14 protein-coding genes are annotated in these 10937 nt (G+C 59.9%); 9 read left to right on the top strand and 5 right to left on the bottom strand.

What is annotated here, in order from left to right; genetic code table 11:
• Positions 1–29: 29 nt before the first annotated feature.
• A complete protein-coding gene (locus IIC71_03335; protein ID MCH7668223.1) occupies positions 30–293 on the top strand; it encodes a hypothetical protein in 264 nt (87 codons plus the stop codon).
• A gap of 39 nt (positions 294–332) precedes the next feature.
• Here the strand turns inward: IIC71_03335 and IIC71_03340 are convergent, their stop codons facing one another.
• Positions 333–1511: a CapA family protein gene (locus IIC71_03340; protein MCH7668224.1), complete on the bottom strand. Its 1179-nt coding sequence runs from the start codon at positions 1509–1511 to the stop codon at positions 333–335.
• 415 nt (positions 1512–1926) lie between these two features.
• On the opposite strand from IIC71_03340, the gene IIC71_03345 reads away from it, so the two are divergent.
• The gene (locus IIC71_03345) at positions 1927–2445 is read left to right on the top strand and encodes a hypothetical protein (protein MCH7668225.1); all 519 of its coding nucleotides are present in this window, start codon (positions 1927–1929) and stop codon (positions 2443–2445) included.
• Positions 2446–2472: 27 nt separating this feature from the next.
• On the top strand, positions 2473–3231 hold the full coding sequence (locus tag IIC71_03350) for an undecaprenyl-diphosphate phosphatase (GenBank protein ID MCH7668226.1): 759 nt from the start codon (positions 2473–2475) through the stop codon (positions 3229–3231).
• A 57-nt stretch (positions 3232–3288) separates the two neighbouring features.
• On the opposite strand, the gene IIC71_03355 is transcribed toward IIC71_03350, so the two are convergent.
• Complete coding sequence (locus IIC71_03355) at positions 3289–4932, bottom strand: hypothetical protein (protein MCH7668227.1); 1644 nt, start codon at positions 4930–4932, stop codon at positions 3289–3291.
• A 78-nt stretch (positions 4933–5010) separates the two neighbouring features.
• On the opposite strand from IIC71_03355, the gene plsY reads away from it, so the two are divergent.
• From plsY to IIC71_03385, 6 genes are all read left to right on the top strand, one after another.
• Complete coding sequence (plsY, locus tag IIC71_03360) at positions 5011–5592, top strand: glycerol-3-phosphate 1-O-acyltransferase PlsY (GenBank protein MCH7668228.1); 582 nt, start codon at positions 5011–5013, stop codon at positions 5590–5592.
• The gene (locus IIC71_03365) at positions 5589–6827 is read left to right on the top strand and encodes a molybdopterin molybdotransferase MoeA (GenBank protein ID MCH7668229.1); all 1239 of its coding nucleotides are present in this window, start codon (positions 5589–5591) and stop codon (positions 6825–6827) included. Before plsY ends, IIC71_03365 begins: the two co-directional genes overlap by 4 nt.
• 37 nt (positions 6828–6864) lie before the next feature.
• Complete coding sequence (gene moaC / locus IIC71_03370; GenBank protein MCH7668230.1) at positions 6865–7290, top strand: cyclic pyranopterin monophosphate synthase MoaC; 426 nt, start codon at positions 6865–6867, stop codon at positions 7288–7290.
• Complete coding sequence (locus IIC71_03375; protein MCH7668231.1) at positions 7287–7766, top strand: MogA/MoaB family molybdenum cofactor biosynthesis protein; 480 nt, start codon at positions 7287–7289, stop codon at positions 7764–7766. The genes moaC and IIC71_03375 overlap by 4 nt, the downstream gene beginning before the upstream one ends.
• 72 nt (positions 7767–7838) lie before the next feature.
• Positions 7839–8285, top strand: coding sequence for a hypothetical protein (locus tag IIC71_03380; GenBank protein ID MCH7668232.1), 447 nt, complete (start codon positions 7839–7841; stop codon positions 8283–8285).
• On the top strand, positions 8263–8925 hold the full coding sequence (locus tag IIC71_03385) for a haloacid dehalogenase (GenBank protein ID MCH7668233.1): 663 nt from the start codon (positions 8263–8265) through the stop codon (positions 8923–8925). The genes IIC71_03380 and IIC71_03385 overlap by 23 nt, the downstream gene beginning before the upstream one ends.
• A gap of 128 nt (positions 8926–9053) precedes the next feature.
• On the opposite strand, the gene IIC71_03390 is transcribed toward IIC71_03385, so the two are convergent.
• The 3 genes from IIC71_03390 to IIC71_03400 form a co-directional block, all read right to left on the bottom strand.
• Positions 9054–10064 carry an IS110 family transposase gene (locus tag IIC71_03390; GenBank protein ID MCH7668234.1) on the bottom strand — a complete coding sequence of 337 codons (1011 nt, stop codon included), beginning with the start codon at positions 10062–10064 and terminating at the stop codon, positions 9054–9056.
• A gap of 317 nt (positions 10065–10381) precedes the next feature.
• Positions 10382–10612: a hypothetical protein gene (locus IIC71_03395; GenBank protein MCH7668235.1), complete on the bottom strand. Its 231-nt coding sequence runs from the start codon at positions 10610–10612 to the stop codon at positions 10382–10384.
• A gap of 53 nt (positions 10613–10665) precedes the next feature.
• Positions 10666–10917 carry a DUF4242 domain-containing protein gene (locus IIC71_03400; GenBank protein ID MCH7668236.1) on the bottom strand — a complete coding sequence of 84 codons (252 nt, stop codon included), beginning with the start codon at positions 10915–10917 and terminating at the stop codon, positions 10666–10668.
• Between the last annotated feature and the right edge of the window lie 20 nt (positions 10918–10937).

The following is a 10937-nucleotide window of genomic DNA, read 5'->3' on the forward strand; positions in this document are numbered from 1 at the left end:
TCGGAGGAGTGGAGTTTCCGATCGGAGCCATGATGCTTGCGACCTCCGAGACGTGGGCGCTTGTTACCGACAGCGGGGATCTTGACCTCATTTTTCACCCCGACGGGACGAAAGGCTTCGACGATGTGTCAGTTTCGGCGCCAACCCTGTCGATTACCGCCGACGGTGCTGCTCGTGTCGAGGTTGCCTCGCTCGCTGACATCATTCGCTTCAAGGAGGCAGCCGGGCGCGGCAAGGACATCGCCGTCCTTCCGCCGCTGCGGCTAACGCTTGAAGAATCCGCGGCCCTGTAGACCGGTGGCTGGCGGTGGTGGGCCGAGTCGAGGTTGCAGCTAGGACCCGGGGCTGCCACACACGGACGGAGAGTCGCTTGGTATCGCGTGTCCCTGGGCATCGAATTCGTAACCCACTGACCACTTTGTAAGGTCGTCGAGGATCTTTGCAGTATCTGTTTCGTTGGCGGGTCTTGGTCGACCTCCCACGATGCGGACTGGTTTGACTTGGAGTGAAACGCCGTCCTGCGTGATGGTGAATTCATAAACAGCTGAATATGAACTGGCTCCGCGTGCTGAAGGAAACGCAAAATTCCCTGTCGAGTTGATCAACCAGGCACCTTCAACTTGTTCAACCCCCTGAAGTACGTGGGGATGGCCACCAACGATCACGTCAGCGCCGAATTGCGCCCACGTTCTGGCGAGGTCGCGTTGGTATGTTTCGGGACAGTGGTTGCGCTCAATACCCCAGTGGACCATGACTACAACAAAGTCTGTGTTGTGAGCTGCTTCTTGTACCGCCTTAATAGTTTCGAGGAGGAATGGGTCGCACGCCCACGCGGTCTGTGGGCGGGTGTTCTCTCCGCTCGCCGACCAGTGGCACGGGATGCGTGAGAAGGAAACGAATCCAACCTTCCACCCGTTCGTTTCGATCACGACCGACGCATATGCGTCGACTGCGTTGCCGCCGGCGCCACTGTGCGCGATGCCTGCTTTGTCGAGGATTTCCACGGTCCGCGCGGTGGCGTCCGGGCCAAAGTCAAGGATGTGGTTGTTGGCAAGCTGGACAGCATCGATACCCGAAGCTGTGAGCAGGTCTACCGAGGTCGGAGGGGACTTGAATGTGTACTTGTTGCCGTTGTCGACCCCAACGTCAGCTTCGGCGATTGTCGTTTCGAGATTTGCAAACATGAGATCGGGTGACGAGAGCCATTCGGTGACGTCGCCGAGAGGGTCGCGTGCCTCGCTGCCGTGGGTGAAAGCTGTGTCGCCAACAAACGCGAGGACGAGTGGCGGCAGGGTCGTGGTGGTAGTGGTTGTTGTTGTGGTGGATGTGGGCGACGAAGAGCTGGTGGTCGCGGCTGCTGTTGTCGTCGGTTGCTTGGCCGTTGGCGCTGCGCTCGCGACAGTGGTGCTTGGTGTTTGGGTGTCTGGAGTAGTTGATGTTGGCTCGGCGGAGATTCCTGAACATGCGGTGAGAGTCACAAGACCGACCAAAATGAGGTTCCGTAGCCACATCCCCGAATGCTAGCGAGTCCCCTACGGATGACCGTTGTGCGGAACTTGCCGAAAGACCGTGACAACCGGGTACCTCGGTCTACAATAACTACGCGCGTCACTCACGAAGTAACTAGTCATAAGACCCCGTCGATACTCCAGATTGGTACGGGTAGACGCATGACAACCGATTGCGAGATTCCCTCCCCGGGTAGCCAAGCGCAAGTCCCCCACCAATCCCCCTGCTTGCGTGCAAGTCTCTTCTTTCCTGACGGGGTTAGAAGACCGGGGAGGGTTCTAATTGGACCCCTCCCGGCACAACACGTAGAGGTGGTGTCCGTTCAGCTTGCCGTCACCGTGCGGCTCGGAGTCCCGGTTTGCGGTTTCGCCGACCGTACCCCTTCCACTGTGAGCGTAGGGCAGATACCTTGAGGTGGTGCTTTGGTTAGACCGTCCTCCGTATTTTCGCTGGGCCGCTGCGTCGGTGATTGTCGTTGTTGCCCTGTCGTTGCAGGCGGTTTCACCCGAATTGATATCGTATCCGTTCCTGAATCGGGACGTGAACGCCGGAGAGACGATCACCGATGAGGACCTTGGATGGCGCCAAATCCCAATGGGATTGCTGCCTCCGGCGTCGGACGTTGTCGGGCCGGCGGTACACGCGCTCGACGAAGGCGATCCGTTTTTGCGGGGTTCCGTGACAGCCGGGAGCGTCGTCCCCGATGGTTGGTGGGCGGTACCTGCGCCCGTACCGGAGTCCGTGCCTCCGGGCACGCGGGTGCGTCTCATTGCAGTTTCAGATGGGTTTTCTGCCGATGGTATCGTCTCCAGTTCGGGACTCGACACGGGTTTCGGAGACCGGACGCTCGGTTCGGTTGCGGTCCCCGAAGAGGCTGCCGTACGAATGTCGCTTGCGGCGGCTGTCGACCGACTCGTCGTACTGGTCGCACCATGAAGCGCTTGACGTTCTAAGCTTTCGTTCATGCTTGACGCGATCATCTGGGGACTCACCCAGGGGCTTACGGAGTTCCTCCCGGTTTCGAGTTCGGGCCACCTCGTTCTCGTACCGGCACTGCTTGGCCGACCATCTCCCGACCTCGCGACCGCGGCTTTCCTGCACCTTGGGACACTCGTCGCCGTGCTCATCTATTTTCGTGTCGAAGTGGGTCAGATGCTCAGACTCACGCACGATGGCCGCAAAATGCTCAAGCTGGTAGCAGTCGGAACTATCCCGGCTGCCGTGATCGGGTTGCTCTTCAGGGGAGCGCTCGGACGTTTCGTGGAGAGTCCGCGCGCGGTGGCAGTTTCCATGTTGCTGCTCGGCATGGGTTTGCTGTCCACCCGATTCATCGCAACCCGAGAGCGAAAGGTAGCGGATCTCCGCGTACCCGATGCCGTCGCAATCGGACTTGCTCAAGCTGTGGCCCTGATACCCGGTGTGAGCCGATCAGGCACCACGATTGCGGCGGCGATGATGCGCGGCGTAGACAAGGCTGAGGCCGCGAGGTTTTCGTTTCTCTTGGGCATCCCCGCAATCGCCGGCGCAGGTCTCATTGAGACGATCGATCTAACGAACACGGACGCTGGCATCACCCTCACAATGGCTGTTGGAGTGTTGGTCGCTGGTGTGAGTGGGTATCTGGCCATTGCAGGGCTGCTCAGCCTGATTCGCCGAACCGGTTTGGTTCCATTTGGCGCCTACTGCATCGGTTTCGCGACGCTCAGCCTGATCGTCCTGTAGGGCGTTGTCCTCGGATCCCGGGCGGGGTCGAGACGAAGCTCGCCCCAGACAGCGGTTCTAGAAGCCGTAGACAGAACTCATGCGGATCTGTTCGCCGATGTGAACATTGATGAGTGACGCAACGCCGCTGTCTTGGGCGCGGCGCAGGGCGGGGATGATCTCTTTGGGATCCGTCACGAACTCGCCATAACCGCCCAGCGCTTCGACCATCTTTCCGTACGGCCTGATGCCGAGGTCTGAGCCAGTGTCGATATCTGGGTACATCATCCGTTGGATGGTCTTGATGTTGTTCCACGCCCCGTCGTTGCCGATCACGCCAATCACTGGCATTGCGTGGCGGATCATCGTGTCGTACTCCATGGCGTTGAAGCCGAAGGACCCATCGCCATACACAATGCCGACCCGTGTGTCTGGTTCGACGGTCTTTGCGGCGATCGCAAACGGTGCGCCGACGCCAAGACATCCAAACGGTCCCGGGTCCAAAAGACCACCAGGGCGAGACGTCTGGAGCCACTTTGCAGTTGTCGACACGATGTCGCCACCGTCGGCGCACACGATCGAGTCGTCACTGAAGAACTCTGCCACGTCGCGTGCGAACCGCTCGGGATGAATTGGGCTGTTGTCGCTGTTCGCCGCCTCTTCGGCCGCTGCGCGTTTGGCAGACTCCATGGCGAACAACTCCGTGGTCCATTCTCGTGGTCCTGACGGCGCAAAGCTGGCGGCGGCTTCAGCAAGTTGGGCTACGACTGTACCGGGGTCGGCTGCGACACCAAGGTCGGCGGTTCTGTTCCAGCCGATCCTTGTCGGCTCGGCGTCGATGTGGATCACCGTTGCTTGCGGGCTGACCTTCGCTCCGTAGCTGGTGCGGAAGTCCCAGTCGACACCGAGGGCGAGAACGACATCGGTGTCTTTCAAGGCGTGGCTGCGTGTCCGGTTGCCGAGCAGCGGGTGGCCATAGGCAAGGGAACCGCGGGCAAGGCTGTTGGTGTAGACGGGGGCGCCAAGAGCATCGGCGAATGCAGCGAACGCGCCGGTGTAGTCGTCCTGGCGGCTCCACCGCATGCCCGTTCCGGCAAACACCACGGGGCTGGCTGCGTTCTTGAGCAGTTCACAGATGTCGGCGAGGGTGTGCGCATCAACGCCAGCCGGGCGGTTTGGTCGGTAGCCGGTTGGCCACGCTATTGAGTCCTCGACCATCGTGTCAGCCTGGATATCAAACGGAATGTCGAGGAATACGGGACCACCTCGACCGCTGAATGCGTGGCGCGCGGCAGTCGCGATGTACTCGGCGAGGCGGCTCGTGGTCCTCGCGGTTGCTGCCCATTTGGTGATTGATTCGAACAGCCGCGGATGATCCATCTCTTGGAGGCCACCCCTGAGGTCCTCGTTGGTCAGGTGGCGCCCGCCGAGCAGCAGCATTGGTGTGTTTGCAAACCAAGCGTTTGCAACCCCGGTCAGCGCATCTGTAACGCCAGGGCCGGCGGTAACCACCGCGACCCCGAGCTTCCCGGTGAGACGGGCATATGCATCGGCGGCGTGGGCTGCTGCCTGCTCGTGGCGCACGTCGACGACCTTGATTCCCTCCTTTTCGCAGCCATCGACGATCGGCAGGATGTGACCCCCGGTGAGCATGAAGATTGCTTCGACACCTTCGGCTTTGAGTGCCCGGGCGATGATCTGTCCGCCATGAATTTTCGCCATGATGCCCTTTCGTCGTTCCTTGATTCAACCAGGTAGCCGCTGGCGGTGCCTCGGGTGCATCCTCCTACACTTATCGACGTGGAAAAAGTAGTCGCCGTCGTGGTTGCCTATCTGGTCGGTTCCGTTGATTTCGGTGTGATCGTCCCGAGACTGATGGGCATTGATATCTACCGAGAAGGATCGGGGAACCCGGGTACGGCAAATGTCTTTAGGACGCTCGGCAAGAAGGCCGCGGCGGTTGTGCTGACCGGCGATCTGCTGAAGGGCACCCTCAGTGTTTGGCTCGGCGCCACGATCGCAGACCCCACCTTTGCTTATTGGTGTGCGGTCGCCGCGGTGATCGGCCACAGCTATCCGGTGTGGCACAAGTTCAGCGGCGGCAAAGGTGTCGCGACCGGCCTTGGTGCGGCACTGTATCTGCAGCCGCTGGTAGGCGCCGCCGTAGTCATCGTGTGGATCGGCATCATCCTGAAAACCAAAACAGCTTCGCTCGCGTCGCTCATTGGCATAGCGATGCTGCTGCCAGGCTTTGCCTTGCGCGGCGTTGACGGAGGTCCGCTGCTTGCCACCGCCGTCTTGGTAGCGATCGTGTTCGGTCGTCACACTGAGAACATCAAACGTATGCTTGCCGGTGGCGAGAACACCTTGGAGACTCGATGATCCCAATTGCTGATGTGCAGCGCCGAATCCTGGAAGAGGTCGGCCTTCTTCCGGTGACCCGAATCGGGTTACGCGAGGCGCGCGGGTTGATCCTTGCCGAAGATGTCACAGCAGGTGAGAACATCCCTCCGTTCGCAAACTCAGCCATGGACGGGTACGCCGTGCTTGCCGCTGATGTCGCGACAGTTCCGGTTGATCTCGAAGTGACAGGGATCATCGCCGCCGGAACCTCTCCCCAGGGCAAAGTAACGACCGGGACCGCGATGAAAATCATGACCGGCGCGCCCATGCCTGCGGGCGCCGACACGGTCATCAAGGTTGAGGACACCGAAGATCTTGGCAACGGTCGGGTACGCATCGTGTCTGGTGCGCCGTTGGGCACTTCCATCAGAAGCGCTGGATCAGATGTCACCGTTGGTGCCGTCGTGATGCGAACCGGTACACGGCTCGACGCACCGCAACTGGGCCTGCTCGCAACAGTCGGTGCGGCGTGGCCGAAGGTGCGCAAACGCCCCGTTGTCGGCATTTTCTCTACGGGCGACGAGCTTGTCCCTCACGAAACGGCAAGCCTCTCGGCCGGAATGATCCGAGACTCAAACCGGCTCACCATGCGGGCTCTTGTCGAAGAAGCCGGAGGGTTCGTCATCGACTACGGCATCGTCCCCGACCAGCCGGACGTCTTGAAGAGCGTGCTCGGGCACGCCGCCAACTCTTGCGACCTTGTGGTGACGAGCGGCGGAGTGTCGATGGGCGATTTCGATCTCGTAAAGAGTGTTCTCACCGAGCTCGGCGGCGTCGATTTCCTAAAAGTACAAATGCAGCCGGGCAAGCCTCTCGGATTCGGCCACGTTGGAGATACCCCGTTTTTCGGACTTCCCGGCAACCCCGTCTCTGTGTTTGTCTCGTTTCTTCAGTTTGTACGGCCCGCGATGTTTGCAATGATGGGCGCGGAGTTCATCTACCCGCCAGTCGTGAAGGCGGTCATGCGGTCCGAACGCCACACCCAGGACGAAAAGACCGTGTTTCTGCGGGGTCTTGCTGTGCGAACCGATGGTGTTCTGAGTGTCGATGTCTCTGGTGGACAACATTCGCATCAAATGACCGCACTTGCCGATGCGAATTGCCTCGTTGAGGTTCCGGTTGGAGTCGGTGTCGTGCTGGCGGGTGACGAAGTGGATGTTGTGATGTTTGGTGCAAGGGAGACGAGAACACGCAAGGAGGTACTCGGTGGTTGACGATCTCACACACGTAAACGCTGATGGAGACGTTCGCATGGTCTCGGTAGGGGAGAAGGGTCGGACTTCGCGTGTCGCGATTGCCGAAGCGTCTGTGGCGTTGCCTCCAGATCTGAAAGCAGCAGTGTTCGGAACAGGTACGAAGAAGGGTGACGTTCTCGCCACGGTGCGGATCGCGGCGATCATGGCTGTTAAGAACACCAGCTCGCTCATCCCGCTGTGCCATCCGATCGAGATCTCAGGGATCACCGTCGAAGTCAACGAAACGACGTCCGGGGCGCGGATTGAGGTCCGTGTTGAGACGGTGGGTCGAACAGGTGTCGAGATGGAAGCGATGACCGGCGCCGCCATCGGAGCAGTAACGATGTATGACATGATCAAATCTGTCTCCAAAGGCGTAGTACTCGGCCCGATCCAGCTCCTACACAAATCTGGCGGCAAGTCTGGTGAGTGGAACAGATGAGGGCCGCGGTCGTCTCGATTTCAGATCGAGCCAGTCGCGGTATTTATGAGGACATTTCCGGTCCCGCTTGCAAGGCAATGCTGGTCGATGCCGGCTTCTCTGTCGGCGACATCGTTCTCATCCCGGACGGTATCGAGAGTGTCTCATCGGCGCTACGCGACTTGGTTGGTGAGGTCGACCTCATAGTCACGACTGGTGGGACCGGACTTGCGCCCCGCGATGTAACACCAGAAGCGACCAGACTCGTGATCGACCGGGAGGCACCCGGGTTTGCAGAAGCCATCCGGGCGTCGACGCTTGGCAAGAACGTCTTTGGCATGTTGAGCCGAGCCGTGTCTGGCATCGCCGAGAGTACGCTGATAATCAATGTTCCTGGCTCGCTCAGAGGCGCCACGGAGTCATTAGAGGTTGTGATGGGCGCTCTAAAACATGGCGTCGAGTTGCTTATTGGTCACGACAGCGACCACAATACGTGACCGCAGGTGTGACAAACCCTTTGGCGTCTGGGCATCTTCCCCTACGCTTGACGGTCACGGAGTAAGAAATACATGCTGTTGCCCTTTATTTTGATAGTCGGTCTCTGGGGAGTGTTACTGCTACCCGGCGTTCTTGGCGATATGCGGTCCCGTCCGGTCGCCTCGACACGCCGCTTTCAGGAGTCGACTGCGATACTCGCTGCCGTGTCAACGACTGACCAGGGTCGGAGCATGCTCGCCCAGCGTCGCGCTTCTGCCCGGCGGCGCCAAACCTTGCTGTTGCTTGGTACCAGCGCCTTTGCGACGCTGGCGATGGCTGTAGCAACAGGTGTGGTGTGGTGGTTGGTGCTGACGTGTCTTGTGGACCTTGCTTTGGGCGGTTTTGTTGGCGCACTGCTCACGGCCAAACGGAACCACCCGCCGACGTCCGCCGACGTTATCCAGCTCCGCAGCAACGAAGTCCTGGCTGAAGCTGTCATCGAATCGACGTCCGTGCGTGTACTTGCGAGCGCCCGTTAGCGATTCAATCGACCTTGGTGCGCTGGACGCGGCGGTCCGACTGGAGCTTGACGCGAAGAACGCCGCCCGTGAATTGGCGTTGCGTAACTGTCGAAAGATCATCAGAGGGTCGGCGAACGCCATCCGAGCATTGCATCGCAACGAACCCGACGTTGCCGAGGAGTTGCTCGTTTCGGTGCGGGCGCTCATTGCAGAGGCTGAGGAGCCGCTTCGTGACCACCGTGACATTTACCACGCCGGGTTTTTCTACGATGCGGTGAAGGAGTACGCCGAGGCGGAGTTAACACGGGCGCTGTTGACCGGCGTCGATCTTCCCTTGCCATCAGACCTCGGCCTCGATGCGGTCCCTTACTTGAAAGGTCTTGGAGAGGCGGTGGGGGAGCAGCGCCGGAGACTTCTGGATCAATTGCGAAAGGGCGAGCTAGCCGCTGCGGAAGCCACATTTGCGGATATGGAAACGGTGCATGATTTGCTGACGTCGCTCGACTACCCGGACGGAATGACGTCGGGATTACGACGCACGACCGATGTTGCCAGGGCCTTGATAGAGCGCAGTCGCGCCGACCTGACGTCCACAATCGTCCAGGACCGACTACGGGTCCAGCTTGAGCAGCGTGCGGCGGGGGATCCGTCGGCGTAGTTCAACTCCTACCAATCCTGCATGATGCGTGCGGGCGCTACACAGCTAAGCCCCATCCGGGGGTATAGCTCAGTTTGAGCTGTCGCGTGTTTCTCCGGTCACGTTGGTGATCCCCCTGTTTTGTGGTGTTAGTTTGCTTGAGTCGCGGGGATGCTTGTTAGGTTGTCGTGTTGGGTGTGTTTGAACGTCTCCCTTGCAACGTACCGTTTCAAGCAGCGCATGATCTCTGCCGTGTTCTTCCCTTCGGCCCGACGGCGACCCAAATACGCCTTGGTTCGCTCGTCACGGCTCATGCGAGTCAATACGATCCGATACAGGGCAGCGTTGGCTTGGCGGTTACCGCCCCGGTTCAACCGATGCCGTCCACTGGTCTTGCCTGACCCCGCCGGTATCGGGGAGACGCCACACAGGCGCGCCCAGGACCGTTCAGAGCGCAGTCGCTGTGGGTTGTCCCCTGCAGTCACCAACAGGGTGGCTGCGGTATCGGTCCCGACCCCGTAGAGAGCAACCAGCGACGGTGCTTTTTCGGCAACCAGTTCGGTGAGCATCGAGTCGAGGCCCCGAATCTCATTGTTGAGCATCTGGATGCGGCGCGCCAAGCCTTGCATCGTCAGCTGAGTCGTGTAGAGGAGCGGGTCGGAAGCCTTACGCGGCCTCAACTTTGCGACCTCAGAGACGAGTCCGGTCTTGTAACGGTCCTTGAACCTGGAACGCACCTCTTCGGGGCCGGTGAATACGAGATGCCGTAACTGGTTCAACGTCTCGATACGTTGCGAACGAGCCGAACGCCTCGCCACGAGCAGAATCCGTATCTGTTCGACCGGACCGTTGCGGGTCTTCGGTATCACGCTTGCTGACCCCGACAGGGCTGCCCTGGCTGCCGAGAGGGCATCAGTCGGGTCAGACTTCCCGACCTTGCGACGGTCCTGGCGGTTCGGGCGATCAACCTCCACCACCACGATCTCGTGATCATGGAGGAAACGGGACAGGGCAACACCCCACGACCCGGTGCCCTCAACCCCAACACGGTCGATCTCATCGTGAGAAGTGAGCCAGCCGAGTAACGCTTCGAACCCTGCCTCGTCCGTTGGGAACGACTCGATCCCCAACACGCCACCGCGACGGCGGAACGGACCCAACCGAGCTGCTCAAATCAGCTCAACCGGTGATCCACCGCCTGAGCGGTGCGGGTAACACCAACCACATCATGCCATAACGGCACACCCAGCCGGTTATGGGCGGTAGAAATCCGCTCCCCTGTATATACCGATGCCGCTCCCTGCGAACCGAAGCAGGGGGACCCGTACGCCGAGTCCCCCTGCCGTTGTGAGTCTCCGGCCTTATGGCTGAAAGTGCTCAGGTGTGTTGAATGCTGCACGGCCTGTGCAGAACGATGCTCCTGGTGCAAGCCCGTCTATCGTGAAGTGGAAGCCAGGACCAGGGCCTCCTCGGACGGCTACGCCTTCCCCGTCGCCGCGCCGACTTGACCCTTCGGCGGCCATGACAAGTTGTCGTGGCCGACGCCGGTTACGTAATCGCCAATGATGTGCTGGCCATGAGTAGCAAGTGTGCCCTCGCCAAAGACATCAAAACAGGTCGGACCCGCCGGCTTCTCGGCAAGAGCAGCTGATGCGGTCATCAAGGTCAAAGCCATGACAACTGCGGCGATGATTGACATTTTTCTCATATTTCTCCTAATTGGTCGACTCTTCTGGAATGGTCATCAGTCTCTGTTGAAATTCAGCTGTGTTCGCTGACCGGGTAGATCTCGTCAGCGACAAGACCATGTGCTTCTCTATGGACGGTGTTGGCGGCTTCGGCGTCGTCTGCTTCGACGAGGCAGAAGATCCTTCCTTCGTCTTCGTTCACCCAGTAGCGCAGATAACTCACGCCGTATTTACCCTGGGTGTCGAGGTCCGCCTTGTGAGCGTTCGCTACATCTGTGACGGAAACTCCGCCTTCCATGTAGTGAACATCCATGAACAGTGGCATTCGTTTCTCCCTTCATTGCT

The sequence above is a fragment of the Acidobacteriota bacterium genome (assembly GCA_022562055.1).
Taxonomy (GTDB): Bacteria; Actinomycetota; Acidimicrobiia; order Spongiisociales; family UBA5794; genus BMS3BBIN02.